This is a genomic window from Undibacterium sp. CCC3.4 (assembly GCF_034347425.1).
GTDB lineage: Bacteria > Pseudomonadota > Gammaproteobacteria > Burkholderiales > Burkholderiaceae_D > Undibacterium.
Window position 1 is genome coordinate 1,044,403 of sequence record NZ_CP133779.1, and the last position, 26,848, is coordinate 1,071,250.

At 52.7% G+C, this 26,848-nt stretch carries 27 protein-coding genes and 1 pseudogene; 14 read left to right on the forward strand and 14 right to left on the reverse strand.

Annotated features, from left to right (window positions below; translation table 11 throughout):
• The first annotated feature begins 158 nt into the window (after window positions 1-158).
• The 5 genes from RHM61_RS04785 to RHM61_RS04805 all read left to right on the forward strand — a co-directional run bounded on the left by RHM61_RS04785 (window position 159) and on the right by RHM61_RS04805 (window position 6,531).
• Window positions 159-2,369, forward strand: a complete 2,211-nt coding sequence (locus tag RHM61_RS04785; protein WP_322250003.1) for a TonB-dependent receptor — start codon at window positions 159-161, stop codon at window positions 2,367-2,369.
• Between the two features lie 168 nt (window positions 2,370-2,537).
• A complete protein-coding gene (locus RHM61_RS04790; RefSeq protein ID WP_322250004.1) occupies window positions 2,538-3,608 on the forward strand; it encodes an extracellular solute-binding protein in 1,071 nt (356 codons plus the stop codon).
• A 78-nt stretch (window positions 3,609-3,686) separates the two neighbouring features.
• Window positions 3,687-4,817 carry an ABC transporter ATP-binding protein gene (locus RHM61_RS04795; RefSeq protein WP_322250005.1) on the forward strand — a complete coding sequence of 377 codons (1,131 nt, stop codon included), beginning with the start codon at window positions 3,687-3,689 and terminating at the stop codon, window positions 4,815-4,817.
• Window positions 4,814-5,680, forward strand: coding sequence for an ABC transporter permease (locus RHM61_RS04800; RefSeq protein ID WP_322250006.1), 867 nt, complete (start codon window positions 4,814-4,816; stop codon window positions 5,678-5,680). Before RHM61_RS04795 ends, RHM61_RS04800 begins: the two co-directional genes overlap by 4 nt.
• A complete protein-coding gene (locus tag RHM61_RS04805) occupies window positions 5,677-6,531 on the forward strand; it encodes an ABC transporter permease (protein ID WP_322250007.1) in 855 nt (284 codons plus the stop codon). Before RHM61_RS04800 ends, RHM61_RS04805 begins: the two co-directional genes overlap by 4 nt.
• Window positions 6,532-6,539: 8 nt before the next feature.
• On the opposite strand, the gene RHM61_RS04810 is transcribed toward RHM61_RS04805, so the two are convergent.
• Window positions 6,540-7,373, reverse strand: a complete 834-nt coding sequence (locus tag RHM61_RS04810; RefSeq protein ID WP_322250008.1) for a cytochrome c — start codon at window positions 7,371-7,373, stop codon at window positions 6,540-6,542.
• A gap of 125 nt (window positions 7,374-7,498) precedes the next feature.
• Here RHM61_RS04810 and RHM61_RS04815 point away from each other — a divergent pair, with 125 nt between their 5' ends.
• Window positions 7,499-8,473: a cation diffusion facilitator family transporter gene (locus RHM61_RS04815; RefSeq protein WP_322251040.1), complete on the forward strand. Its 975-nt coding sequence runs from the start codon at window positions 7,499-7,501 to the stop codon at window positions 8,471-8,473.
• Between the two features lie 54 nt (window positions 8,474-8,527).
• On the opposite strand, the gene ccmE is transcribed toward RHM61_RS04815, so the two are convergent.
• Genes ccmE through ccmA form a run of 5 tightly spaced genes read right to left on the reverse strand, consistent with a single transcriptional unit; the run spans window position 8,528 to window position 11,163 of the window.
• Window positions 8,528-8,968 (reverse strand): cytochrome c maturation protein CcmE, encoded by a 441-nt coding sequence (ccmE, locus tag RHM61_RS04820; RefSeq protein WP_322250009.1) that lies wholly within the window; start codon window positions 8,966-8,968, stop codon window positions 8,528-8,530.
• Window positions 8,965-9,153, reverse strand: a complete 189-nt coding sequence (gene ccmD / locus RHM61_RS04825; RefSeq protein WP_322250010.1) for a heme exporter protein CcmD — start codon at window positions 9,151-9,153, stop codon at window positions 8,965-8,967. The genes ccmE and ccmD overlap by 4 nt, the downstream gene beginning before the upstream one ends.
• The gene (gene ccmC / locus RHM61_RS04830) at window positions 9,150-9,899 is read right to left on the reverse strand and encodes a heme ABC transporter permease CcmC (protein ID WP_322250011.1); all 750 of its coding nucleotides are present in this window, start codon (window positions 9,897-9,899) and stop codon (window positions 9,150-9,152) included. The genes ccmD and ccmC overlap by 4 nt, the downstream gene beginning before the upstream one ends.
• Window positions 9,896-10,561: a heme exporter protein CcmB gene (gene ccmB, locus RHM61_RS04835; RefSeq protein ID WP_322250012.1), complete on the reverse strand. Its 666-nt coding sequence runs from the start codon at window positions 10,559-10,561 to the stop codon at window positions 9,896-9,898. Before ccmB ends, ccmC begins: the two co-directional genes overlap by 4 nt.
• The gene (ccmA, locus tag RHM61_RS04840; RefSeq protein ID WP_322250013.1) at window positions 10,558-11,163 is read right to left on the reverse strand and encodes a cytochrome c biogenesis heme-transporting ATPase CcmA; all 606 of its coding nucleotides are present in this window, start codon (window positions 11,161-11,163) and stop codon (window positions 10,558-10,560) included. Before ccmA ends, ccmB begins: the two co-directional genes overlap by 4 nt.
• A gap of 689 nt (window positions 11,164-11,852) precedes the next feature.
• On the opposite strand from ccmA, the gene RHM61_RS04845 reads away from it, so the two are divergent.
• A complete protein-coding gene (locus RHM61_RS04845; RefSeq protein ID WP_322250014.1) occupies window positions 11,853-12,320 on the forward strand; it encodes a cache domain-containing protein in 468 nt (155 codons plus the stop codon).
• 48 nt (window positions 12,321-12,368) lie between these two features.
• Here the strand turns inward: RHM61_RS04845 and RHM61_RS04850 are convergent, their stop codons facing one another.
• Window positions 12,369-13,157 (reverse strand): transporter substrate-binding domain-containing protein, encoded by a 789-nt coding sequence (locus RHM61_RS04850; protein ID WP_322250015.1) that lies wholly within the window; start codon window positions 13,155-13,157, stop codon window positions 12,369-12,371.
• Window positions 13,158-13,212: 55 nt separating this feature from the next.
• Window positions 13,213-13,507: pseudogene (locus tag RHM61_RS04855) on the reverse strand (LysR substrate-binding domain-containing protein); the annotation flags it as partial.
• Window positions 13,508-13,737: 230 nt separating this feature from the next.
• On the opposite strand from RHM61_RS04855, the gene RHM61_RS04860 reads away from it, so the two are divergent.
• Window positions 13,738-13,914 (forward strand): hypothetical protein, encoded by a 177-nt coding sequence (locus tag RHM61_RS04860; RefSeq protein WP_322250016.1) that lies wholly within the window; start codon window positions 13,738-13,740, stop codon window positions 13,912-13,914.
• Here the strand turns inward: RHM61_RS04860 and RHM61_RS04865 are convergent.
• On the reverse strand, window positions 13,911-15,260 hold the full coding sequence (locus RHM61_RS04865) for a dienelactone hydrolase (protein WP_322250017.1): 1,350 nt from the start codon (window positions 15,258-15,260) through the stop codon (window positions 13,911-13,913). The genes RHM61_RS04860 and RHM61_RS04865 overlap by 4 nt on opposite strands.
• Window positions 15,261-15,446: 186 nt before the next feature.
• On the opposite strand from RHM61_RS04865, the gene RHM61_RS04870 reads away from it, so the two are divergent.
• From RHM61_RS04870 to RHM61_RS04880, 3 genes are all read left to right on the forward strand, one after another.
• Entirely contained in the window at window positions 15,447-15,620 is a 174-nt protein-coding gene (locus tag RHM61_RS04870) for a hypothetical protein (protein WP_322250018.1), read from the forward strand.
• Window positions 15,621-15,696: 76 nt separating this feature from the next.
• Window positions 15,697-17,535, forward strand: coding sequence for an asparagine synthetase B (locus RHM61_RS04875; protein WP_322250019.1), 1,839 nt, complete (start codon window positions 15,697-15,699; stop codon window positions 17,533-17,535).
• Between the two features lie 45 nt (window positions 17,536-17,580).
• Window positions 17,581-18,453, forward strand: a complete 873-nt coding sequence (locus RHM61_RS04880) for a hypothetical protein (protein ID WP_322250020.1) — start codon at window positions 17,581-17,583, stop codon at window positions 18,451-18,453.
• 161 nt (window positions 18,454-18,614) lie between these two features.
• On the opposite strand, the gene RHM61_RS04885 is transcribed toward RHM61_RS04880, so the two are convergent.
• The 3 genes from RHM61_RS04885 to RHM61_RS04895 all read right to left on the reverse strand — a co-directional run bounded on the left by RHM61_RS04885 (window position 18,615) and on the right by RHM61_RS04895 (window position 21,537).
• Window positions 18,615-19,103 carry an ATP-binding cassette domain-containing protein gene (locus RHM61_RS04885; protein ID WP_322250021.1) on the reverse strand — a complete coding sequence of 163 codons (489 nt, stop codon included), beginning with the start codon at window positions 19,101-19,103 and terminating at the stop codon, window positions 18,615-18,617.
• On the reverse strand, window positions 19,075-20,400 hold the full coding sequence (locus RHM61_RS04890; protein WP_322250022.1) for a peptidase domain-containing ABC transporter: 1,326 nt from the start codon (window positions 20,398-20,400) through the stop codon (window positions 19,075-19,077). The genes RHM61_RS04885 and RHM61_RS04890 overlap by 29 nt, the downstream gene beginning before the upstream one ends.
• 72 nt (window positions 20,401-20,472) lie before the next feature.
• Window positions 20,473-21,537 carry an HlyD family secretion protein gene (locus RHM61_RS04895; protein ID WP_322250023.1) on the reverse strand — a complete coding sequence of 355 codons (1,065 nt, stop codon included), beginning with the start codon at window positions 21,535-21,537 and terminating at the stop codon, window positions 20,473-20,475.
• Between the two features lie 156 nt (window positions 21,538-21,693).
• Here RHM61_RS04895 and RHM61_RS04900 point away from each other — a divergent pair.
• Window positions 21,694-22,865, forward strand: a protein-coding gene (locus tag RHM61_RS04900) for an IS3 family transposase (protein ID WP_322247382.1) whose coding sequence is annotated in 2 segments (ribosomal slippage) — window positions 21,694-21,958 and window positions 21,958-22,865 — 1,173 coding nt in all. Because the reading frame shifts where the segments join, the coding sequence is not laid out codon by codon here.
• Here RHM61_RS04900 and RHM61_RS04905 read toward each other — a convergent pair.
• Window positions 22,811-24,088, reverse strand: coding sequence for a transposase (locus RHM61_RS04905; RefSeq protein ID WP_322250024.1), 1,278 nt, complete (start codon window positions 24,086-24,088; stop codon window positions 22,811-22,813). The two genes, RHM61_RS04900 and RHM61_RS04905, sit on opposite strands and share 55 nt — an antisense overlap.
• 21 nt (window positions 24,089-24,109) lie before the next feature.
• Between RHM61_RS04905 and tnpA the strand changes: the two genes are divergently transcribed.
• Window positions 24,110-24,529, forward strand: coding sequence for an IS200/IS605 family transposase (gene tnpA / locus RHM61_RS04910; protein ID WP_416200211.1), 420 nt, complete (start codon window positions 24,110-24,112; stop codon window positions 24,527-24,529).
• 245 nt (window positions 24,530-24,774) lie between these two features.
• On the forward strand, window positions 24,775-24,999 hold the full coding sequence (locus tag RHM61_RS04915; protein WP_322250025.1) for a hypothetical protein: 225 nt from the start codon (window positions 24,775-24,777) through the stop codon (window positions 24,997-24,999).
• A gap of 33 nt (window positions 25,000-25,032) precedes the next feature.
• Here RHM61_RS04915 and RHM61_RS04920 read toward each other — a convergent pair whose 3' ends face one another.
• The gene (locus RHM61_RS04920) at window positions 25,033-26,460 is read right to left on the reverse strand and encodes an alanine/glycine:cation symporter family protein (protein WP_322250026.1); all 1,428 of its coding nucleotides are present in this window, start codon (window positions 26,458-26,460) and stop codon (window positions 25,033-25,035) included.
• Window positions 26,461-26,848: the final 388 nt, after the last annotated feature.

Genomic DNA, 26,848 nt, shown 5'->3' on the forward strand with positions numbered 1-26,848 from the left:
TTGCTATTGAAGTCATGTTTCAGTCACATACGCTTGTTAGAGTTCGCCCCGTCCAGCAGATCCGCTCTGTTCTCCCGCTCGGTATCCTTGCGGGCAGCGCTCTGCACGTCAATTCGAACCGAATTTTTTTCATGGTCTCTATCTCAAGGAAAACTGTTGTGAACGCCCAATTTCGATACACCCCGATTTACCTCGTTTTAATGCACGCCTTCGCTGGTACTGCCCTGGCCCAGCAAGTGCCGTCCGATACCGCGACGGTTACCGTTTCTGCTGAAGGTAAATCGCGTCAAGTGCAAGATGTCAGCAAAGACGATTTGATCAAAGTCGTTCCAGGCAGCAGCCCATTGAAAACTCTGGAAAAAATGCCAGGTGTGAGCTTTCAATCGGCCGACCCCTTCGGCACCTATGAATGGTCGACCCGTTTTTCCGCCCGTGGTTTCAATCAAAACCACATGGGTTTCACACTCGATGAAGTACCGCTGGGCGACATGAGCTACGGTAACAATAACGGCCTGCATATCAGCCGCGCGATTTCATCGGAAAACATCGGCCACGTCACTCTCTCGCAAGGTTCGGGCGACGTCGGCACGGCCTCGACCAGCAATCTTGGCGGCACAGTACAGTTTTATTCCTCGGCACCGGCCGATGTATTCACTATTAGCGGCGCACAGACTCTGGGCAGCAACAGCACTTCGCGCACCTTTGCCCGCCTCGATACCGGTTTGTTCGGCAATGGCAGCAAAGCAGATTTGAGTGTCACGCGTCAACGCTCGGAAAAATGGAAAGGAACTGGCGCGCAAAATCAGGACCAATTCAATTCCAAGTTCGTACAACAATTGGGTAACGATCACAAATTGAGCGCGTTTTTCAATTATTCCGATCGCAAAGAAATCGATTACCAAGATATGTCGCTCGACATGATCAAACGTCTTGGCAGTAACTGGGATAACTATGCACCAGACTGGCAGCGCGCAGTCAATGCGGCCCGCGGCATCTTCACCGGCGGTGTCAACAGTTTGGATGATGCCTACTACCAAGGCAGCGGTTTGCGTCGCGATTCCTTGCTGGGCGCTACCCTAAACAGCAATTTCGGCAGCATGGTCGATCTGAAAACCACGGTCTATCACCATAGCGATGAAGGCCAAGGTCACTGGTACACACCATACACGGCTTCTACCAATGGTGTACCTATCGCCATCCGTACTTCCGAATACGGTATCAGCCGCAATGGCGTCTTGTCTGACTTGACGCTGGAATTGACTGGCCATACCGTTAATGCCGGTTTCTGGGTAGAAAGCAGCCTGCATTCATTGACACGTAATTTCTATAACGCCAGCGGCCCACAAGATACCAATGTATTCTTGAGCAATCCGACCAGCACCGGCTTCAAACAGAATTTCGCGACCAAGACCACGCAATTCTATGCCCAAGACACAATGAGTTTTGCCGATAACAAACTCAAGCTCAATTACGGTTTCAAATCACCGCATGTAACGGTCGACGCCATCAGCATCGTCGGCAGCCGTGCCGCTGGCGAAATCAAAGCCGACAAGAGTTTCTTGCCGCAGATCGGGGTCAATTATGCTCTGAGCAAAAACAATGAATTGTTTGCCAGCGTATCGCAAAATATGCGCGCCTTCCAACCGGGTGTCGATGGTCCGTTTTCGCAAACTCAAGCGTCGTTCAATCTCAGTTCGGCTAATTTGAAACCGGAAACCTCGACCACCTTCGACAGCGGTTACCGTTTCAAAACGGCTGACTTGGTTGGTTCAGTCGCTTTGTACTTCACCAAATTCAACGACCGTTTGCTGTCGATCGCCCCACCTTGCGCCGGCATTCAAGGCTGTCCTAGCTTGTTTGCCAACGTCGGTGAAGTCGATTCCAAAGGTGCCGAGGCAGCTTTATCATGGACACCGGTTAAAAATTGGACATGGTTCAATTCGGCTACGTATAACGATGCCCAATACAAGTCGAATTACATCGACAATAATGTGGTAGTCAACATCGCTGGCAAACAAGTCGTCGATGCGCCTAAGTTCATGCTCAAAACTGAACTGTCGTACGATACCAACACATGGTTCGCCCGCACCGGTGCCAAGTTCACGGACAAGCGTTTTTATACCTACACCAATGATGCGCAAGTTCCTTCGTATGTCATCGTGAACCTGTCTACCGGTTACAAACAAGCATCGCTCGGTGGTTTGAAAGATGTTTCCATCCAACTCAATGTGGAAAATCTGCTCAACAAAAACTACATCAGCACCATCGGTTCGAATGGCTTTTCTGCCAAAGACCCAACTGGTACGGCACAAACTTTGTTGACTGGCGCACCGCGTCAATTCTTCATTACCTTCAGCGCAAAAATATAAGTTTTTTGCCTTAGCATGAAGCCGCGACAAGCTGCCAAGCTGTCGCGGCCTTTTGCATCTCAGACCATCCTGTGGCAAGATGAAGCGGTGACACGCACACTGTCATGCGCTTGTCACAAGGACGTGAAACCATCGAAGGTTGCTTGAAATCACATACCGGTTAATCTGATGAAAAAATTTCCCCTGTTGTCTTTGCGGCTGAGCTGTGTCGGCTTGCTGTTAACTTGCTTGCCGACCCTGTCGATGGCGAACGATAAGTTGCGTATCCTGACTTGGGCCGATTATGTGCCGAAAGATGTCGCGGCTCAATTCACCAAAGAAACCGGCATCACGGTTGAATTGACCTTGTCGAACAATGAAGAAATGATTTCCAAATTACGCGCCACCGGTGGTGCTGGGTTTGATTTGGTGCAACCTAGTCAAGACCGTATCGCCGCACCGGCGGTGGAATTCGGCATTTACAAAGCGATCGACTTAAGCAAAATCAACACAGCGAATTTCATTCCTGAGATGTGGGAAAGCAGTAAGCAAGTCACCACAGTCAATGGCAAAACCTATGGCGTACCGTTTTATTGGGGCACCGATGGCTTGGTGGTAGCGAGCGCAGACATTGCCGACTACAGTGATTTATGTAAGCCTGCTGTTCGCGGTAAAGTGGCGATACGGCTCAAGCGCCCCAGCCTGATCGCCATGGCTTTTTCCATGGGGCTCGACCCGTTCAAGGCTTACGCTACGCCCAAACTCTATGAACAGATCATGCAACAAGCCGGTGACAAGCTCATCGCCTGCAAAAAGAATTACAAATATTTTTGGGAAAGCAAAGACCAATTATTGAATGATTTGCGCACCGGCGAGCTGGTAGCGGCACAAATGTGGGATAGCGGTGGCTGGAAATTGAACAGTGAAAACCCGCATCTCAAATTCATCGCCCCGCGCTCCGGTGCGCTCGGTTGGATCGATGCCTATGCCTTACCGGCCAAAGGAAAAAACGATACTGCCGCGTATGCCTGGATTAATTTTGTGACGCGTCCCGAGATCGCCGGACGCATGGCTACTTCAGCGCGTACGTTTACGGTGATTAAGCAGGCAGAGAAATTCATGGCCCCCAAAATGCAGCAACAATTCCAAGAAACGTTTTCTGCTGCTGCTTTAAAAAATATTCATTGGTATCCGGCGATTCCGGCCGGTTTGGAAGAGCTCGATGGAAAAATTCTCGACAAGATCAAAGCCGCGCCTTGACTTGTTTGCGCTCGCTGATGGCGTACCGACAGGCAGCGGCCCGTGCGCCGCTGCGCCCCATTCCCCTGCCATGATGTTATGAATCCTACTGATCACGCCACCATCGACCTCGATATTCAAGCCGTATCGAAACGTTACCAACAAAACGGAAAAATTTTTACTGCCGTTGACGCTATCTCGCTGCAAATTCCGAAAGGCCAGTTCTGCTCCATACTCGGCCCTTCCGGCTGTGGCAAAACCACGTTGCTGCGCATGGTGGCCGGTTTCATCGAGCCCGATGCCGGCGACATTGTCGTCGCTGGGAAAAGCATGCATCAGGTGCCGGCCAATCGACGGCCGGTGAATATGGTGTTTCAACATTTGGCCTTGTTTCCGATGATGTCGGTGGCGGAAAATGTCGCCTATGGCTTACAGCGACGCGGCGATAAAAAAGCCGACATCGCGCACCGCGTCGCCGATATGCTGCGCCGGGTAGGCTTGCCCGATGCCGGTGGCAAACGCATCGAGCAAATGTCGGGCGGACAAAAGCAACGCGTCGCCATTGCCCGCGCCTTAGTGCTGGAACCGGCGCTGCTGTTACTCGATGAACCGCTCGGGGCACTCGACATGAAATTGCGCGAGCAAATGAAACTCGAACTCAAGCAATTACAAACCCAAATCGGTACCACGTTTTTGTATATCACCCACGATCAGTCCGAAGCCTTGGTGATGTCAGACTTGGTGGCGGTGATGAACCACGGGCGCTTTGAACAAATCGGCACCCCGCAGGATTTATATTACCGGCCACAAACAAGTTTCGTCGCCGGCTTCGTCGGCAATGCCAATCAGCTCACTGCGCGGGCGGTAGCGGTCGAGCAGCGCAGCGTACAGGTGGCGCTGGATGGCTCGCATGACTTGCATGCCGAATCACAGCAACAACTGAGCGCCGGCCAAGACTTGCAATTATTTATACGACCAGAGAGTATTGCCATCGCACGCAGCCCACATCCGCCTCAGCAGTATGCCAATCACTTACAGGGCAGCGTACGTCATCTACTGTTTGATGGTGCCAATTCCAGCGTCGTGGTCGGCTTGGCCGACAGTGCACTGAGCTTGCAAGTCGCGCTGCCACAAAACGGCATGCTGGCCGATTTACAAGCCGGTCAAGCGGTTCATCTGGCCATCGCTGCCGCCCACGTGCTGGCCTTTGCGGCTGAGTCCGCGCCATGAAACGCCTGCCTAACGCGCTGTTCTTGTGGCTGTTGCTGGCACCGGCGTTGATCTGGCTCGGTGGCTTGATCATCGTGCCGCATCTGGAAATGCTCATCCTCTCTTTGCGAATACGCGTCGCGCCACAACAATATACCTACGGCCTAAGCCAATACGCGACCTTTTTCAATGAGCCGCTGTACTGGCACACCTTCGTGCGTACCGCCGTACTCTCACTCAGTGCGACGGCGCTGTCCTTGGTGCTGGCATTTCCGGTGGCCTGGCATATCGCAAAAATTGCCCGCGGTCGTAGCAAAGTCTGCTTGTTTGCACTCGTCCTCATGCCGTTTTGGATCAGCGAAATGGTCAGAACCTTGGGCTGGATGATACTGCTGCGCGCTAACGGGGTGCTGCCGCAATTGCTGCAAGCATGCGGCCTCACCACTAGCCCGGTCGAATTGCTTTACAACGACGGTGCCATCCTGCTCGGACTCGTGTATTCCTCGCTGCTGTTCATGCTCATACCACTGATCAACGCACTCGAAACCTTAGACGACAGCCTGATCGAAGCCGCCTATGACCTCGGTGGCCAAGGCTTCAATATCTTGCGTGAGATTATCATTCCCCATGCGGCACCAGGCATAGCTGCCGGCACCATCATGGTATTCATGCTCACGCTAGGCAATTACCTCACGCCGGTGTTATTGGGAGGAAAAAATTCCATGTGGTTCACCGAACAAATTTATACCCAATTCATCACGCGGTTTAATTGGGAACAAGGGGCAGCATTTGCCTTCCTGTTGCTGGCTCTCTCCACTCTGCTGGTATTTTGTGGTTTGAAATTGAGCGGCCAATCATTTGCCGATGTCATGAGGCGCACATGATCAACAGCATTCCACAATCGCTCGCGCTACGCAGCGCCCGTCGTATTTATCTGGCGGCGTTTCTGTTATTTCTGTTTTTACCGCTGACTGTGGTGGTCATGTTTGCCTTCAACGATGCCGCCTACCCGATGCCACCATGGCATGGTTGGACTTGGGATTGGTTTTTCGCCGATGGCCAACACGAGCGCACCGGCGTGTTTTTCGATACCGAACTGCTCACCAGCTTGCGTTACAGTGTGCAAGTCGCTTGCGCAGTCAGTCTGATCAGTCTTGTGCTCGGCACCGGCAATGCCTTTTTGCTCGAGCGCTTTCGCTTTCGCGGCCAGCCAGCGCTGGCACTGGCGATGTTACTACCCTTGGTGATACCGGGTGTGATACTCGGCATTTCGATTCTCGCCCTGATGAGCCAATTAGCCCAGTTTGCCGACGACTATCTCGGTCTGGAACTTGATTTTCTACGACCTGGCTTGGTACTGGTCACATTAGGTCAAGTGTCGTACATCGCCTCGATTGCCACGTTAACGATCAGCGCGCGCCTCAAACGTTTTGATATCAGCTTGGAAGAAGCGGCGCAGAATCTCGGTGCCAGTCGCAGCGCCATCTTTTTCACCATTTTGCTGCCGTATTTGCGACCAGCCTTGGCCGGTGCCGCCATCATGGCGTTTCTGTTATCGTTCGAGAATTTCAACACCACCTACATGCTGACCGGTAGCGATGCACCGCTCACCGTAATGATCTACGGGCGCATGAAGGAAGGGGCTACGCCAGTGGTCAATGCCATCAGTTTGCTGCTCATGCTGGTGTCGGCCGTATGCGTGATCGTGATGAGTCGCGGTAAGCCGGAGCGCTAGCGTCTGTTTCAAGGCTGACGTTGACGCGCCATTTGGCGCAAATATAACAGCAAATCGTCGAGCTCCTGAGCGCTGATGATCTCGACCGAAAAACCGGGCATGCTCGATTGCGCCCAGCTGCGCACTGCCGCCGGCTGACGAATCAAACGACGCAGCATGCCGGCCTCAAAATACTCGGTCGGACTGTAGGGCAGATTCAAATCTGGCCCGATATGCGCATCGCCGCCGCCATTCAAACTATGGCAGGTGGCGCAATTCTTAGCAAATACTTGTAAGCCGCGCAGTGCACCTCCCTGTTCCGCGGCATCGGCATGCACTTGCAATTGCGGGTAGCGCTGCTCCAAGGCTTGCGTTTCTGCTATTTTTGCGATTTGATACGGCCACTGTTCGCTGGAAATATGCGCCCCGGCGGTATCGGTCCAAATCAAATACAGGGGCCCGGCACTGGGCTTGCCTGCGGCGAGTGCTGGCCACGGTGCGGCCGGGTTCTCCAGCGCCAGCCAAGCTTGCGCCTTACCGAGAAAGCTGGCATTCGGGATGGTTGCGACGAACCCATCGTTTGCCGTAAACAACAGATTTCCTTGCGCCGGCAAAGCCGGCAACAAGACTTTGAGCGGTAAGGCTTGATAGCTGTGGCGGCCGTGATAGGCTGGATCGGTGTCGATGACGATGGTCTGCCAGCCTGGCATGGCGCGCAATTGCGCATCGCTCAGCGTGTGCGTGCCACCATGCAGTTGCAGTTCCAGCGTGGCGGCGGCACTGCTGCGTGCCCCCACCAGCACCATCAACAGCAAAATTGAAGCACAAAAAGTGCTGACGCTGGCGCGTGCAAGTTTTATCATAGAGACCACGATCAAAAAAATTGTTTGCAATCATGCAGTGCATCAATATGCCATGCCCCGTACAATAGTGCCACGAATAGTCTGCTTTGCTACTTCCTGACTCCACACTTTAGCTCCCCTCCATGATGCTCAATAACGATATCGCCAACGAACACGATGATCCGCAATACAGTACCGCCGCCCGTACGGCAGCGACGGCCCGCAGCACTTGGGTCAGCGTCGCGGTCAACCTGGTATTGACGGTGGCGCAAATTTGCGCCGGTATTTTCAGTAAATCGCAAGGTTTGATTGCCGACGGTGTACATTCCTTGTCAGATTTGGTGGCCGACTTTGTCGTGCTGTTCGCCAATCGACACAGCCAAAAAGATGCCGACACCGAGCATCCTTATGGCCACCATCGTTTTGAAACCGGTGCCTCGCTGGCACTCGGACTGTTACTGTTGGCGGTGGGTTGCGGCATGTTGTGGGCTGCCTTCAAAAAACTCGAAGCGCCGGAAACCATCGCGCAAGTCCATGTACTGGCCTTATGGGTAGCCGGCGTCGCCTTGGTTGCTAAAGAATTATTGTTCCGCTACATGTTGGCAGTGGCAGAAAAAGTCAAATCGAGCATGCTGGTGGCCAATGCTTGGCACGCCCGTTCCGATGCCGCCTCCTCGTTGGTGGTAGCGCTCGGCATTATCGGTAACTTGGCTGGCTATCCCCTGCTCGACCCGATCGCCGCAGCCATCGTCGGTTTCATGGTCGCTAAAATGGGTTGGCAATTCGGCTGGGATGCCCTCAATGATTTGATGGACCGTGCCGCCGACGAAGAAGAGGTCGCGGCGATCCGTGCCACCTTGGCGCAAACCCCGGGCGTGATCGACGTACATGACGTCAATACCCGTAAAATGGGCGATATGATCGTGGTTGATGCGCATATTGAAGTCAATGCCCTCATTACCGTCGAAGCCGGGCACGATATCGCGGTGGCCGCCCGTCTGCGCGTGATGCAGCATCACCGCGTGCTTAACCTGATGACTCATATCGACCCATGGAAGCGGCCCGACCGGGATCACCCCGGTGAGCCGGCAAAGCCGCTGGGAGCCAGTGCGCAGCACTAAGCCGATGCTGGGAGCTGAGCGCCGCGATATAAGAAAAACACGCCGTTTCAGGGCTCACGGCTTGAGCTTATCTGCCGGTTGTCCGGCTTGTTCCAAGGCTTTTTTAGCGGCTGGAGGCATATAGTTTTCATCATGTTTGGCCAACACTTCGCTGGCGACAAAACTACCGTCACGCTCTAGCCTACCCTGTACCACCGCGCCCTTACCTTCTTTAAACAGATCCGGCAAAATACCGGTATAGGCGACGGCTATATCGCTGCGTAAGTCAGTCACGACAAAATGCGCCACCAGTTCCTCACGTGTGAGCGAGCCTTGTTTGACCAGACCGCCGATGCGAAACGCTTTTCCACTCGGTGCCTGGCCTGCAATTACCTCACTCGGGGTGATATAAAGAGCGATATTACTGTTGAGCGCATTGAGGATCAGCGTCGCCGCCACGCCCAAGCATAACAATCCGGCAGCGATGATGAGGCTGCGTTTGGTTCTCGGTTTCACTTCATTTCCTCGCTAGAGTGTTGAGCCATCCATTCATGTTCCAAGCGCAGCGCTGCCGCGGTATAGCGACGTCGCAGCAAGCAAGGTTCCAGCACCAGCAGCAGCACAGCCATGCCGAAACTGCTCCAGACATACAGGGCATAACCGCCCATGGCGAAAAATTCGGCCAGCGAATGCCAGATCATGATTTTGCTCCCAGTGTTTGGCGCAGCCAGTCGGCTTCGCCTTCGCGCTCCAGAATAATCGCACGCACCCGCATCAGCGACACCGCAATCGTGTACATCCACAGGCACAGCGCCATCAGCAGCATCGCCAGCAGCATGGTGTTGGCCATGGCCGGTGCCTTACTCAGCGACACCGAGGCTCCTTGGTGCAGGGTATTCCACCATATGACAGAAAAGTAAATGACCGGCACATTGACTACCCCGACCAGTGCCAAAATAGCACCAGCCTTATCGGCGCGGCGCGCGTCATCAATCGCCGCTTGCAAGGCGATAAAGCCGAGGTAAAGAAACAGCAGAATCAATTCCGAAGTCAGCCGTGCATCCCAGATCCACCAGGCACCCCACATCGGTTTGCCCCAGAAAGCCCCGGTCCACAGCGACAGCACAGTCATCAAAGCACCGGTCGGTGCCAGCGCCTGTGCCATCATGGCCGACAAGCGAGTATTGAAAATCAGGCCGACGGCAGCCCAGGCGGCCATCACCAGATAGATGAACATCGACATCCAGGAAGCTGGCACATGAATGAAGATAATGCGATAGCCGTTACCCTGTACGGCGTCGACCGGAGCGACAAAAAAACTCAGCCACAAGCCGGCCAGCGCGAACAGCGCGGCCAAGCCCCAGAACCAAGGGATGAATTTTCCGGCTAAGTCGAAAAAATATGCCGGACTGGAAAATGTAAACCAATTGAAAAATTTATTGTTCATTCTGTCGCTATCCTTATGGCTGCGGTGGTCGCCCATGGCGCACAAAATAATGTCAAGGCCAGCAGCGCGCCCAATACTGAAAAATGACCGCTGACAGCGAGTCCGGCACTGTGCGCACTCACCGCACCAGCACCGAAAATCAACACCGGTATATACAAAGGCAGCACCAGCAAACTGAGTAAGGCACCACCGCCACGCACCCCCAGCGTGAGCGCAGCACCGATGGCACCGATCAGCGACAGCACCGGTGTGCCGATTAACAGCGACAACAGCAAAACCGGCAAATCGGCCGCGCTGACATCAAACTGCAAGGCCATCAACGGTGCCAGCAAGACCAGCGGCAAACCGGCCACCAGCCAGTGCGCGACGATTTTACCGCCGACCAGCACAAACAAGGGGCTGGGAGAGAGCACCATTTGTTCCAAGGTGCCGTCGGCATAATCTGCCGCAAACATTTTATGCAAACCGAGTATTGCCGACAGCAATGCCGCAACCCAGATGATGCCAGGTGCGATTTTCCTCAGCAAGGCCGGGTCGGCACCGATAGCTAACGGGAACAGGCTGGTGACCACCACAAAGAAGAACAAAGCAGTCAGGGTTTCACTTTTGCGACGCATGACCAACAACAAGTCGCGCCGGATCGCGGTGAGAAAAGCCGTCATAGTTGCAGCACCTTTCCCGCCGCCAAGCCGATGGCTTGATGGCTGGTCATGATCACCATGCCAGCGCTGCTCAAGTGCTGGGTAATCAATTCCGACAAGGCTGCCACGGCCGCCACATCGAGTGCGGTGAACGGCTCATCGAGTATCCACAGCGTGGCATGGCGCGTCAACAGCCGGGCCAATAACACGCGGCGCTTTTGTCCGGCCGACAGACAGCCAACCGGCAGTTGTTCACGCCCGCGCAAGCCGAAGCGCGCCAAGGCGGCGCACACTTCCACCGCACCCAGCGCCTGGCCATCCAAGGCGGCCGCCAGCAGCAGGTTTTCCAGTGCACTCAATTCATCCTTGAGCGCTTCATGATGACCGAGGAACAGCAAGTGGCGATGAAATTCTTCCGGACAAGTCGCGATATCGCGGCCATCCCAAGCAACGCTGCCGGCAGTTGGCTCGCTCAAGCCGGCCAACATGCGTAACAAACTGGTTTTACCTGCACCGTTATCACCGCGAATATGCAGCCATTCGCCGGGCACCAGCGCCAAACTCAAACCGCTGAACAGTTGCCGTTTTCCGCGCAGGCAAGTCAAACCGTTCGCACTGAGCATGTAAGTCCTCACTCTTTTTGGTTGATTCAATCATCGTACCGACGCGGCCGAATAACAAAAAACAATGGACGGAAGTAAATTCCGTCCATTGTTTCCGATGCATCATTTTAACTCGATATCCGCTCCGCTCGTTAGGATCTTAGTATTTACTCGCAAGGCACGATCGCAGACCAAGACGGCGGTGTCGCTCACACGCTTACAACGGGTGGCTTGGTACTGCTCTTGGCTGCGCGCACACCCGGCCCAAGCCACAGTGTAGACTCGATGGAGCAATAAGTCTGCCTGAGCCAGCGCAGCCTGCAACGCCATTTCCATGCGGCCGTCGGGTCCGGGAGCGATGGCCTGATTGATACGCGAGCGCACCGGTGTGGCGGCTGCTTTACTCGCATCACCACACATTCCGTTGAATCAGGTCGCGGAACTGGCCGGCTTCGGCTCGGAAGAATCACTGCCGCGGCATTTCCGCCAGTAGCTCGGGACCAGCCAGCAAGCTTACCGATAGCGCTTCGCACGCTGAACTGCAGCGCTACAGCAGCAGGCCGGTATGTCAACAAATTTCACAGTTCAAGACATTGCGCTTCGATACCAAGCGTACTATATTTCCCAAAGGAAATCTTTTAACACGGATTACCTGCCCCGATCCAGCGCCACAGAGCGCTGCAATAAGCACAATCAGCAAGGAGACCACGATGTCAAAATTATTTACTTTCAGCTTGCCACTGTTACTCCTCAGCGCTCTGCTGAGCTTACCCCTCAGTGCATCAGCACAAAGCAAAGGGGATGAGGCGGCCGCATTGGCCTTGGTAAAAAAAGCCGTCGAGTATGTCAAAACCAATGGCAGAGAAAGCAGCCTCAAAGAATTCAGCAAACCACAAGGCAGCTTCAGCGACCGCGATTTGTATATCTTTGCCATCGACCTGCAAGGGAAGATGGTGGCCCATGGCGCGATCAAAAACATCATCGATAAAAATGTGCTGGAAATGAAAGATGCCGACGGCAAGTTCTTGTTCAAAACCATGCTCGAGATGGCCGCCACCAAAGGTAGCGGCTGGTTGCAGTACAAATGGCCTAACCCGCTCACCAAATCGGTTGATGCCAAGTCGACTTACATAGAAAAATACGGTGAGCTGATCATCGGTTGCGGTGTCTATAAATAATTCGCTCAAGCCGGCGCTGCCAGCGGCACTCGGCAGCGCCGGCCCGTATCATTCGGCATAGCGATCGGCGAGTCGTTTGAGTTCGCCATTTTGTTTCAATGCTCGTAGTGCCGCAGCGAGTTTGGCGACCACCTCAGGCCGTAAATTGAGTGCCAAGCCCATATAAAAGATTTCGTGTAACTGCGGCCGTTCCAGCAATCTGATTTCTCCGCTCATGCCGGCCTTGCTGATTTCATTCTTGATACCTGGCGAGCGATGGCAATAAAAACGTGCTCGACCGGCCCGTAGCTTTTTCAAATTCGACAGCGAAGAGGTCGCGCTGGCATCGACCTGCAAACCGCCTAACTGCTCCAGTCGATCAACCACACCGAAACCATACAAGGCCAGAATCACGCCATCCTTCCCAAGCCGGCGGATATCCTCCCAATTCGCTACCGCCACGGTATCGTCGGCCCGTACCGCCAACAGATAATCGACCTCAAACAAGGGCGTCTCCAGCCATTGGTAGTGAGCGCGATTGCGGCGGTTTTTCTGCACGCCGCAAAACACATCAAGCTGTCCATCAGCCATGGCCCGCTCTATCCGCAGGCGCGGTTGCCAGACCTGATCACCTTGAAAGCGCAACTCAGGGTCTTGCTTTTCCAGCGCACGCAAGATATCGATACACAAACCACCAACCGCACCCTGAGCGCTGCCGCTCAAAGCGATAAACTTCGGTGCCGAGGCTTCTTGCGCAGCCGTGTGCAACACAAGTACTTCTGCACGGGCACCACCAAACATCAACAAGAGTGCGCAAAACAGGCATCGCAACCATACGCAAACGAGGTAACACTTCACATCACACTCCAAAAAAAAATTTCACTAGGTTGCTGTCATACTGACTCGGATATTCTCACAGCAATTCGACCCCAGGTAAATTTAAATAGCAGCTTTCACGCGTTGTTTGCACAAAATCGCTCAGATACAGTTTGGCCGACATCTCAGGCAAGCACGCTGCATAGAGACGCCCGGTCAATCTTTGCGCCGTGATCGGTTGAGCGAATACATAAGCGCGTTTAAGATAATTGTGTGCGGCCCAAAGCGGCAAGGTCGCAATGCCGCGGTGACTGGCGACCAGTTGGCAACATCGCGAACGTTAATTCGGTAGTGAGGCGCGCTGGCTTAATCCCGGCCGGTTTGAACAATTTAAGGGATCGTCGCAACAGGGTTTTCAGTCGCTATCATTACCCCGGCTGGTGGCCACGTCGTTCCTGCGCGCTTTTGGCAGGAATCCAGCGGCGTTCGTACTTAACTGAAAATGCCAGAAATTATAGTGCTTTCAGTGCTGAAAACGACACTGGGTTCCCGCCAAAAGCATGCGGGAATGACGAGGTTGCGGTATGCGGTGTTTCCGGTGTAAAAAACGTCCATCAGACTTTTGCGACAGCCTCTGAAGGCCGGTGTTTCGAATCCTGGTCAGATTTTTGCTGACACCACGGCACTGCAAATTGCGTTGGCCCTGCGTGCTGAAGTCAGCGATTTAGAACAAGCATTCAAGATCAACGCCACCGCTGTGACAGCGGCGAAGAATGTGCGCGCGCAAGTCAGTACTTAAGGAAGCACCTGAGGAAGCACCTGCGCCGCTTTCTTTTCCAAGCGCAAACCTACCGCAGTACGTTCCGGAAAACCCTTCCAGTAGGTATGTTCCGCGCTAGGCTGGCCATTGGCATCGACGCGCCAGAGCCCGGCGCTGGCCTGCTCCGGCAAGTTCAGGTAAGCGTCCATCGCGGCATTCTTGTTCAAATATTTTCCCAAAAACGCCGTCACGAAATGCTGTGAAATATTATTCATTCTGACGCTATCCCACACTGCATCCATATAATGGTCGGCCACCGATTTTTTTTGCCCTGGCAAAATGCTCCAGGCTTCTTTCGGTGCCGGCATCGGTGCACCGGCGTTGTGATTGGCCTGTTCAAAGGTCAGCAAATAACGTTCGGCCTGCACGCTGCCTTCAAACAGGTCGCGCACACCGGGCGCATAACCAGAGACATCGTCGGCACTGCCGGCGATGAACAACACGGGGGTATGAATCCCGGCCAAGCCGGCACGATCCCAGACACCGGCATTCCAGCCCCAAGGGGCAAAGGCGACAGCCGCCTTGATACGGGGATCGAGCGAGGCTACATAACTGGCATTGCCGGCCGCCCGAATTGCCAGTGCTTGGTTCGGCACCAAAGCACTGTTGACTGCAGTGGCACTGAGCCCGCCGCCTATGGTATTGAGCACCCCATAGCCGCCCATGGAATAACCGATCAAGGCCGTCTGATCGGCATCGATCACACCGGCGAAGCGGCCGCCAACATCATTTTTATTCAAAGCCGCCATCTGCTCAAGCACAAACAACTGATCGAGCGAACGGTTGAGCAAGGTACTGGAAAATGCTTGCATATCCTCATACGTGCTGTCGGTATGATCGATCGCCACCACTACATAGCCTTTGCTGGCCAAATTTTCGGTCAAATGACTGAGCAAGAAGCGGTTGCCCGGGTAACCGTGCGACACGATCACCAGCGGATACGGGCCATGCGCCTTATCGGGTGAGGCATCGCGCACCGCCTGGCCGGACAAACTGACAGCGGTCTTCCCATCCCGCAAGACGGTACGGTAGGTCGGGCCGGCAGCGGCGCTGCCTGACGCACTCACTGTCGCCGGGTACCAGACCTCCACCGTCAAGGGCCGGTCATACAAGACCGGCGCGGCACCGGCCTTGGTGTGGAGGATGTCGAGCTGGCCCGGATGCGTCAGATGCAGCGTCGTCACACCGCTGCGGCTGGCCCCGTAAGCCGCCAGTGCCGGCGCATCGGGGCGGATTTGATCAATACGGTTTTCCTGTGCAGCGACACAAAATGGCGTGATCAGCGTGCCGGCGACTAAAAACAGACGGACGAACTTGGAAGGCATCAGTAACTTTCAAAAAATAAGCTGGTCTGCTCAGCATAGCCGAGAAATGCTAAAGCATGATGTCAATGTGATAGGGTAAGTACATACCGACTCGAGCGCCGCCGCGCTGAAAATTTCCAGAAAATTACGACAACGTAGCCCATTTTTGTTGATAGAATAAAGCATTTATTTCCACAGGGTAATGATATGACCACCCCTACTATGCTCACGCAACACACTGCACCAACCATCGCTGTGGTACCAGACCAGCCGACACGTCGCCCTTATCTGGCCCCGCAATTGGTTTATTTGTCAAATGAGGAAACCGAGGGTAAAGCTCACGGTGGTGGCGAAACAATCACCTCCGGCCCGGGTTCTTGAACTTGGCACAGCACAGTTGCACCCATCGGCCCAGGCCGCGCTTGCCCATGCTGCATTGTCAATAAGCTCCCATCACGTGGCACTGTTATTATTTAATCGTACTGAGCAAGCCATCGACGCGCGCTTTCCCGCTCTGTTTGCGCGACGTCGCGGGCGCTCAGCAGAGGCGCGCGGGGCCTGCCTCGCCACGACCGATACGCCCCCCCTGCTCGGCGCAATCCATTGCGCAAACAGCGGCTGCGAACTACTGGCCTGGTTGCGTATCGATAATCGCAGCGCGCTGGCGGCCGAGCTTGGCCTCCCCGTCTGCCTCGACAATGCGCACTCCGATGGACAATTACTGCTGGCCGCCTATGCGCGCTGGCAGGAAGGCTGTGTAGCACGTCTGATCGGCGACTTTGCCTTTGCCCTTTACGATCCGCAACGCGAAACGGTACTGCTGGCACGCGATCCGCTCGGTGTGCGGCCGCTGTATTATCGCCTCGATCCGGATTTGTTAGCCGTGGCATTGAGCCCGGCCGCCTTGTTACATTTACCGGACCGCCAAGCCCAGCGCGATATGGACTGGGCCGCGCGCTTTTTGCTGCGCATTTCACAAAGCCATACCGCCACCGGCTACCGCGAAATCAAGAAACTCCCGCCCGGGCATCTGGCAGTGCTCAATCAAACCGGTTACACCATGCGCGCCTATTTCAGTTGGCGCGATGATGCACCGACTAGCCGACGTCTCGATCCGCATTGGCTCAGTGCTTACCGTGAGCAACTGGAACAGGCCCTGGCCTGTCGCTTGGATGCGCAGCATCCGATCGGCTGCGAAAACAGCGGTGGCATCGATTCCGCCACAATTACCGGTTTGGCAGCGCAATTGGCCGGAGCGCCGCGCATACATAGCTTCGGCATTGCCATGCAAGAGCAGGAAGCCAGCCACATCGACGCCACCATCCGCATGCATGGCATCGAGCACCAGCATCTGCTATCAGGCTTTGCCAAGCCGGACGATGACACTATCGACCACATGCTGACGGTATTGGGCTACCCGGCCGAACATGGCAATGCTTACGCACATTTTCCGTTTTACCAACTCTGTCGCCAATTCGGCGTCACCACTTTACTGTCCGGTTTCGGTGGCGATGAAGCGGTGACCAACCCCGGCCATCACTTATTCCATGAATTGCTGGACCAAGGCGATTGGCGCAATCTGTATCGCCTCATGCCCGGCAATCCGCTGACTCGCAGCTTACGCCTGGCCAAACGTCTGCTGACACCGCGCCGCGCCAGCAACGATGAATCCTTGCAAACTGTTTATGCCCAGCGCTGGGCTTATCAGCCGCTGCACCTTGAAGTGGTGGAACAACTTGATTTGGCAGCGGCCTATATGGACAGCGCCATCGATGACGCACCGTATCGCCGTATCAACGATTTCGTGTTACAGAATCGCTTGGTGGCTGCCTTTATTCCCACGCGCTTGGAAAATTGTTCGCTGCTCGCGGCCCTATATGGCGTCGAATACCGCTGGCCTTTGTTGGATGTCCGTTTGATACAGCAATATTTATCGACCCCATCGCTGGAAAAATTCGGCCCCGGCGGCATGGGGCGCTATTTACACCGACGTGCCATGGAGGGCATCGCACCGCCCATGGTGCAATGGAAGCGTAGCAAAGATATGGGATTGGATACATGGTTGGCACAACAACTGCAAACGCAGAATTTGCAAGCTGTAGCACGGCAGTTGCAGGACGAATTAGAGCGCTTGCCAACGGCCTTGGAGAACCTGGTCGATATAGCGAAACTGCGCCGCACTGCGCAAAACTTAACGCAACTGCAGGGCAGCGCCCGCAACGCCGCCTGGGTACAACTGCGTAGCACTACCAGCAATCTGCAATGGTTGCGGCGCTGGCTGCTGCGAGTAGAATGATCGGGTACAGGATTCAATTTCGATCAAGCAGTGTTGTTGAAAAATATGAAGATTATTTTCATTCTATGCATTTTCTTCTTTTCGTGTCATGTCACGGCCTCAGATCGCACAGCCAGCGATGTCGCCTTAAAGTGGGTTGACATTGAGGTAATCACAAATCAATTTGACCAGATCAATGAGGTAAAAAAAGTCTCAGGACTTCGACCGGGCTTTACTGCTGCGCTGTCAGATCCACTCCTTCGTTCAGCCTGCAATCGCATCAGAACTAAATACAAAACGGCAAAAATTAATTGTCGCGGAATTTCTATGGAAGGAGCAAGCGCACTCTACGTAGTTGAAATTTCTGATCTTGAGAACAGCGATTCTATTCCTGATCGCTACTGCTCAGAAGTCAAGGTCTTGCCTCCAGAATCGGTAATTTTATTGGAAAATTGGAAGCTGACTTTAGAAAAACAACTTGCTTCGCCTGAGTCGGGCCCTATTTCCGAATATATCAATGACAATCATTTTTTGGATTATCGTCATTCTGAACTCCACGAATTTGCTTTAGCTTTGTACCGAGAAATAAGTCTGCATATGTCGAGAATCGACAATCAAGTAGCAAGCTGCATTTCAGAAGAGAGAGAAAATGTCATCAATTTACTTAATTTTCTCGGCGATCCAAATCGGGCAATCCGCATTGCTGAGACCTATCTTGCAGACGAAGACGCCAGCGTCAGAAATTCGGCATTTCGCTTACTGGCCTCTTTTTCCAAATACATCACTGTGCGTTCCAGCCAACACTTGCTCGATCTGGCATGTAACAATCTCAGAAATACTACCTTCACCGATAGAAACAAATCGCTGGTTTTAATTTCTGAGTTGCTTACAAAAAAAACGTTGCAGCCAATTCAGTCAGCAAACAATGTAGACAGTTAATTAAAAACTCAGCCGACCATAACGTTTCCGACCAAATTGGAGCTTATGCAAAAAAGATAATGCGTTTTTTAAATTAAAATCATACAAAAATCAGCTGTTCCGCTCGGCGTGGTCGGGAAACAATAAACGACCAGCCTGACGTGATTATCTTCCTCCCCCTGCTATGATTGCGGTGCAAAACGAGGTGCCACGATGTCCTGCACGATCACGCCATCCTGCAACACTAGAATTCGCTCGGCCATCGCAATCGTCTCTGGCCTGTGCGCGACCAAGATACGCGTCAAGGCTAATTGTGCAATCGCTGCGTTCACCGCTTGTTCATTATCGATATCAAGGTGGCTGGTCGCTTCATCAAGCACCAATAAGCTCGGTTGTTTATACAAGGCACGCGCCAATAATATTCTTTGTTTTTGTCCACCTGACAAGCCACTGCCTATGTCGCCGACTAAAGTATGATATCCCATGGGCATCGCAACAATTTCATGATGTATAGCCGCTTGTTGTGAACAATATTCTATCTGTTGTTGAGAAGGTTCCGGATCGAAGAAGCAGATATTGTCAGCAATCGAACCCGCAAATAAATGGTCGTCCTGCATGACCGTACCGAGTAAGCGGCGATAATTATGCAGGCCCAATTGTTTGAGTCGCACGCCACCAATCACTAAGCATCCCAATAGAAAAACGATTATCGAGCACCGCCAGCGCTGCCAGCCAAATGACAATAACCCTTTCAGCATTGAATAGCAGCGTATTGGCCGTTTGATACGATACCGTTATACGAGCGATGCGCAATTCGGCATTGAACTGGTCACTGAGATTGTTCATCCAGCTGTAACGTCGCTCTTCAACTCGATTGAACAGACGAATACTTTGCACACCGCGCACCGATTCCATGAAATGCGTTTGCTGCTTCGCCGCATGGACAATTTTCTCGGCAGTCGCTTCACGCAATTGCCGAAAAATACTAAAGCGTAGTAGAACATAGAGCAGTACCGCCAGACTAGCGATCGCGCTCAGCTGCGGGCTATACAAAAGCATCACGACCAGCGTACCCATTACCATCACGCCGTCAATCACCGCTTCAACGAATTGGGTAGTCAAGCTCTGCTGTATCGTGCCGATAGAGCCGAAGCGCGAAACGATATCGCCAGTATGGCGCTTCTCAAAATATGACAACGGTAAGCGCATCAGATGCATGAACACATTACCGAGCCATTGAAAATTCAAATTCGTCGATAAGACCGTGAGCACCCACGAGCGCACGGCACCGATCACAGTTTGTACGAATACCAGCAACAGAAGACCGCAGCCTAACACGGTGAGCAAGTCTCTGTCAGCGGCAAGCAATGCTTCATCAACCACCCATTGCATATAAAATGGCGCCACCAAGGAACAAATCTGCAAAGCCAAACCCAAAAACAATAATTGACACAGGCCGCTGGAAAGGCCAAAGACTTGTCCCATCAAAGACAGTAGACTAAACTTTTGCACTTCCTCAGCTGGTTTAAAACTGCCTCCAGGTTTCAGCTCCAGTGCTACACCAGTAAAATGTCTGGCGAATTCTTCTAAGGCTAGCCTGCGTTGGCCGACCGCGGGATCAAGTAGTACCGCGTGTTTATGTGAGACACTTTTCAGCACCACAAAGTGATTCAAATCCCAGTGTAAAATGCAAGGCAATGTTAACTCGGCTAAATGCTGCATATCGAGCTTGAGCGGCCGTGTTTGTAAGCCCAAGCCTTGCGCCATATCCATCACGCCTTTCAGTGTCGCGCCTTTTAAGGAAATTGAAAAACGCCGGCGCATACTCGCCAGATCGATTTTGTGACCCCAATAGCTCGACACCATGCACAAACAGCTTAAGCCGCATTCGGCGGCTTCAGTCTGCAACAACACAGGCAATTGACGGCGACGCCAGAAGCGCAGCTCAGGAAACGCAGCGGGGAACATACTGCTCCAACATATTTAAAGAAATCAAGAACACAACACGCAAACCCGCGTTAGTAAGAGGCCATCAAGCGTCTATACCCGTCCGGTAATACTGTACAAAGGCTCAAGTATCCATTCGTATAGTCGGCGCTGTTCCAGCAAGATACTGGCACCGACTGCCATGCCCGATTTAAGCGGCAAGCGGCGGCCATAGGCGGTGACATATTGCGCGTCGAGCGTGACACGAATTCGGTACAGTGCTTCCGAGCTAATAGCAGACGAAACCGCGAATGGCAATTCCTCGGGCCTCAAGGCACTGCTTGCGATCTCGCGCACCGTCGCTTTGAATTGACCGAATTTCTGATAGGGATACGCGTGGTAGCGTAATAACACAGACATGCCAGGCTGAACAAATCCTACAGAACGTGATGGTGCATAAATCTCCGCTTCCAAGTGCGAGCCGGCCGGTATCAGCGCGGCGATCGCGGTATTCGGCGTCACCGTTTGCCCAACCGTCGCTGTGATAGCGGTGACCGTGCCATCTTGCGGTGCGCGTACCAGTAGCTCGCGGCGCGCTTCATTCTCAGTGAAATCTTGTTCGACAGAACTGAGGTTACGTTGTACCGCAGCCGCATCACGTTGTGCCTGTAATTCCAAATCTGCGATATCTGCTTGCGTTGCCATCAGTTCTCGCTCGGTCGCCGACTTGATGCGAGCGAGCTCAGCTAGTCGCTGCTCCTGATCCAGCCGTTGAGCCTGCGCATCTTGTAACTGTGCGGCTGAAATGTAGTTCATTTCCTGTAAGTCGCGATAACGTTGGTATGCCTGCACGGCGAGTTGCATACGCTCTCCTTGCATCGCAATTTGCTCATCAATTTTTGCAATCTCACTTCCGATATCTGCTGCTCGTTTGCGCAGCGCAACGAGACGTTTCTGGTTTTGTTCAAACATTTTTTCCTGCTCTACTACAAAGCTATCGCGCCTGGTAAGGAGTAAGGATGAAATCGTCTTTTGCGCCTCACCATGAGTGGCACTGCGCTCACTGGACAACACAAACAATACGTCGCCGGCATGGACAAGCTGCCCCTCGACAACGCTCACAGAAAGTAAAACTCCAGCTTGTGGCGGCACCACGCGAGTGACACCAAGGTTTGGCAAGAGCACTCCGGTGCATTGGGCTTTTCTGTGGGTACTAAAGAAATTGACATCCTCCCCGCCCTAAAGGACGGGGATTCCTACGGCGCTGCGTGTAATGGTCTAATGTTTACGGACACCTCAATAGGAGGAATAATTACCTAAACGAGGAAAATAAAGATGACTGGGAATAAAAAATACGAAGCTACTTTTAAACTTGAAGTGGCCCGGATGGTGCTGGATCAAGGCGTAGCGGTTGCTAAAATCGTGAAAGATATGGGTATTGGAGAAACCGCCGTGCGGCGCTGGGTTGAACAATATCGCGCTGAACAAGGTGGCCAGGCTGGCATAGGGAAACCACTGTCTGCCGAGCTGCAACGGATTCGCCAACTCGAACAAGAAAACCGTCTACTGCGTTCGGACAATGACCTGTTAAAAAAAGCATCGGCCTTCTTTGCACGCGAAATGAAATGATCTACGAGTTAGTCGATCATTGGCAAACGAAGGCCACGGTAGCACAACTGTGTCGTCTCTTGGGAGCGAGCCGGTCTGGCTACTACGCAGCAAAAGCAAAGACAAAAATGACCGCAATATGTGTCACCAGCGTGCATCTGAAAGCGGAATTCGCTGCCAGTGGCCGCAGTTATGGCAGCCGTCGCCTGGTCAGTGCACTGCACGCCAAGAACATCGTCATTGGCCGCTACAAAGTACGGCGCTTAATGCGTGAAGCCCAGATCAAAACCGTCTGGAAGAGAAAATTTATCAACACGACAGATAGCAAACATGATTTACCAATAGCGAGCAATATTCTCAATAGACAGTTCAACCCAGCAGAGCCCAATCGCGCCTGGACTTCCGATATTACCTATGTCCGTACGCGTACTGGCTGGTTGTATTTGGCGGTCGTGATGGAGTTATTCTCACGAAAAATCATAGGCTGGGCAATGGGGCCAACGATGCCAGCTGAATTGGTTTGTCGGGCGCTACGGATGGCGGTTGAGGCACGTAAGCCGGCAGCGGGTTTAATTTTGCATTCCGACCGTGGCAGTCAATATGCCAGTCATGAATACCAACATTTACTCAAACAACATGGCCTTGTTTGCAGTATGAGCCGTAAAGGAAACTGCTGGGATAACGCGGCGATGGAACGCTTCTTCTTAAATTTAAAGATGGAGCGTGTCTGGCAACGCGATTACGCGAATCAAATGGAAGCCACAAAAGACATCATTGAATACATCGTAGGCTTTTATAACTGCTTACGATTGCATTCAACGCTGGGCAATTTGCCGCCCATGATTTACGAAAAAGAAATGGCAGAAAAAAAACCTATTGATGTGTCCGAAATAACTTGACCACTACAGCGCGATGATTTGCGAGTCGCTTCGGTGGGTTCCTGCTTCTTCGAGCGGCCTGACTGCACCATCTCTCCACAGGCTAACAAGCGGTATCCCCGCTCTAACACATTGATCGCGCCAACGATATCGGCGTGATTTTCGTAACCGCAATCGACGCACAAGAATTTCGCTTGTGTTTGCCGATTGTCTTTCGAGACATGGCCGCAGCACGGACATGTCTGACTGGTATGGTGCGGCGGCACGGCCAGCAGAATGCCGCCGTTCCACGCGACCTTGTAGTCGAGCTGCCGCCTGAATTCGCCCCAGCCCTGGTCGAGGATGGCGCGGTTCAGGCCGGACTTCTGTTTCACCATCTTGCCGTGCTGTTCGCTATTTCCCTTCGATGACTTGGACATGTTCCGTACCTGCAAATCCTCAATGCAGACGAGCGCGTGGTTTTGGCTGATCGTCGTTGTGGTTTTGTGCAGGAAGTCTTTCCGGGCATGAGCGATGCCGGCGTGAATCTTTTGAACTTTAGCTTTCGCCTTTTTCCAGTTGTTGCTGAATTTGAGCTTGCGGCTCATGCGGCGCTGGTAACGAGCCACGCGCTGCTGATGCTTCTTGAAACTATTGAGCGGCGCGATATAGTTTTCGTCGCTCATGGTGGCGAACCTGGCAATGCCAACATCAATGCCGATGGCGTTTGTGGCTGTCGGCAAAGGTTGCAGAATTTCTCGCTCGGTTTGAATCGACACGAACCACTTGCCGCCCGACTGGCTCACGGTGGCGTTGCGCACCTCGCCCAGCACGTCCCGGCTGTTTCGATAGCGCAACCAACCGAGTTTCGGCAAGAGAATGCGGCTATTGTCCTGATCGAGCTTGATCTGTTTCGGCTCAGGATAGCGGAAGCTGTCGCCGCTGCCTTTTCGCTTGAAGCGCGGAAAGTCGGCGCGTTTGGCGAAGAAATTCTTGTACGCTTTCTCCAAGTCCTTCAAGGCATGTTGCAGTGCCTGGGATGGTGTTTCTTTGAGCCATTCCGTTCCAGCTTCCCGCTTCCAAATCGGTAGATTAGCCGCCATTGGCACATAGCCAATGAACTTGTTTCCTGCTTCGTGATTTTCTTTTTGCATCGCCAGCGCCTTGTTATAGACGAACCGACACGATCCGGCGAAACGGCGCATGTCGCGCTGTTGTTCGCCGTTTGGCATCAATTCGAATTTAAAGGCTTGAAGTCGTTGCATGATTCAATCATACTCTGGTCTATGATCGATGAAAACAACGATGTTAGAACTGGCAGGCATTGCATGTTCATGATGCATGTCCATCTGGTCTTCATGACAAAATACCGTCGCGGAGTGTTTACAAAAGAGATTCTTGACGACCTGCACCCGATATTCGCCAGTGTCTGCGTTGACTTCGAAGCGGAACTGGTAGAGTTCGACGGCGAGGATGACCACGTACACTTGCTGGTGAACTATCCGCCCAAAGTGGCCGTGTCGAAACTGGTGAACAGTCTCAAGGGAATATCGAGCCTACTTATCAGGAAGAAGAATGATCCCAGTATCAAGAAGAGACTATGGGGCGGCGCTTTGTGGTCGCCCAGCTACTTTGCCGGAAGCTGCGGCGGTGCTCCGATCGCAGTTATTCGCAAGTACATTGAGCAGCAGCAGACGCCGCATTAAAGTCAAGGGCAGGTGTAAGGACGGCTTCGCCGTCCGCGCTTACATCCCCGCCCTGAACGACGGGGTTTTACGCGCAAATCCGATAAATAATGACTCAAAAAAACACTCTAATTGAAAATCGGTGCGGATTACAATAAAAATTTGTGTGGGAATTTTCTGAAGTTCGTACTTAAACAAATTGTGGATTAAAAAAAATAAAACAACATTGCTATGGAAGCGCATATATTTTTATTATAAAATTATCAATGGGTCAATATAAAAAATTACAGCTGGCGCTGGCGCTCGCCGCACCGGTGGCACTGCTGCTTTTGGATGAGCCCTTGAACGGGCTCGATCGACCTGCCATCGAGCATTTCACGCATACACTCAATGCCAAACAAAGCTGCCATGATCAAATTATTGTCATGAGCAGTCACTTCATCGGCGAGCTCCACGTAAGCCGGACGATGGAGATCGCGCCGCTGTATTAAAGCGACGCGGAGACCATTGACGCGATTCTTTACTTATTTTTTGAGCCAAAAATCGGCATTTTTTATACCCAACTTTTCCGGTTCAAATACCGGATCCAGCCCTTGAGCTTGTTGTGCTTCATAATCACGCAGAGCAAGAAAAGCCGGTTTTTGCAATAAAATGATAGCGGTGATATTTAACCATGCCATCAGCCCCACACCCAGATCGCCTAAGCCCCAAGCCAAGTCGGCGGTACGTACCGTGCCATAAACGGTAGAGGTAATGAGTGCGATTTTCAAAGCCGCACTGAGCCAGGGAAGCTTGAATCGACGAGTCATATACACAATATTTGTTTCGGCAACATAGTAATAGGCAACGATCGTGGTCAGTGCGAACAGGAACAGTGCCACAGCGACGAAGACAGAGCCGAAACCGGGTAAGACATTTTCCATCGCGACTTGCACATAGCCAGGCCCGGCCGCCACACCTTGCACACCAGCATAGAGGGCGGTACCGGCTTCATTTTCGACATTGTATTGTCCGGTAATAAGCAACATGAAGGCAGTTGCCGAGCAAACAAACAAGGTGTCGACGTAGACTGAAAAAGCTTGCACCAAGCCCTGCTTGCTCGGATGCGAGACGGCTGCGGCACTCGAGGCATGCGGGGCGGAACCTTGTCCGGCTTCGTTGGAGTAGACGCCGCGTTTAACCCCCCACTGTATTGCCAAACCAAGTATGGCACCGAATCCGGCGTGGTAGCCGAAGGCGCTCTGCACGATCAAAGTGAGCACACCAGGCAATTTCTCGATGTGCAATACGACGACAACAAAGGCCACCATGATGTAGCCAAGTGCCATGAAGGGCACGATGGTACTGGCGAAGATGGCGATGCGTTTAACCCCACCCAGAATAACAAAGCCCAAGATCACTGCCAACACCGCTGCCGTGACCGTCGGTGCGATGCCTAAGGCCGTGTCCATCGCCGAGGCAATGGTATTGGACTGCACGCTGGGTAAAAGAAAGCCATTCGAAAAAATACTGACGATGGCAAAGACCCAAGCAAACCATTTGATGCCCAAACCTTTTTCAATATAAAACGCCGGACCACCGCGAAATTCGCCGTCAATTTTTTCTTTATAAATTTGCCCTAAGGTGGTTTCCACAAAAGCTGAACTGGCACCGAGAAAAGCGACCACCCACATCCAAAATATCGCGCCCGGCCCACCGAAAGTAATGGCGGTAGCAACACCGGCGATATTCCCGGTACCGACGCGGCCGGCCAAGGTCATGGCCAATGCTTGAAAAGACGATACGCCGGTCTCTTCTTTTTTATTGTTGAAGATGAGTTTGATCATTTCGCCGATGTGGCGCAGTTGTAAAAACCGGGTTTTGAATGAGAAATACAGTCCCACAGCCAAGCATAAAAAAATCAAGGCGGGGCTCCAAATAATGCTGTTTAATGTTGCAACCAATTTATCCATTGTCACTCTCCCTATGCGCCACGATTGAACCAACATCCGCCAGCGCTTGCCGAAGCGGCTTACCAGCAAGATGAAGTAGATCCGGTACTGCTGTTTTACTGCTGCTATTGCTTTTGTTGTTGATGAATATTCACCTCCCCGCAAGCGCACTTCAGTCAATCTGAACTCTTGGCATGAAATTGAATCTAGTAACAAGCCAGCAGAGTGAAGTGTTGTGCAATACGCCGAACCCGGCCAATACGCTTTGTGATTCGCTACATATGCGTTGCCGCACTATGAATGAAGGCGGATAGAAATTTATTTTCGCGACGCTGAATGTGTCGTCAATTAAAATCAAGCATAACTTTTTTGAGAATTTTCGACATCCGTATTTTTTACGGATATGAGA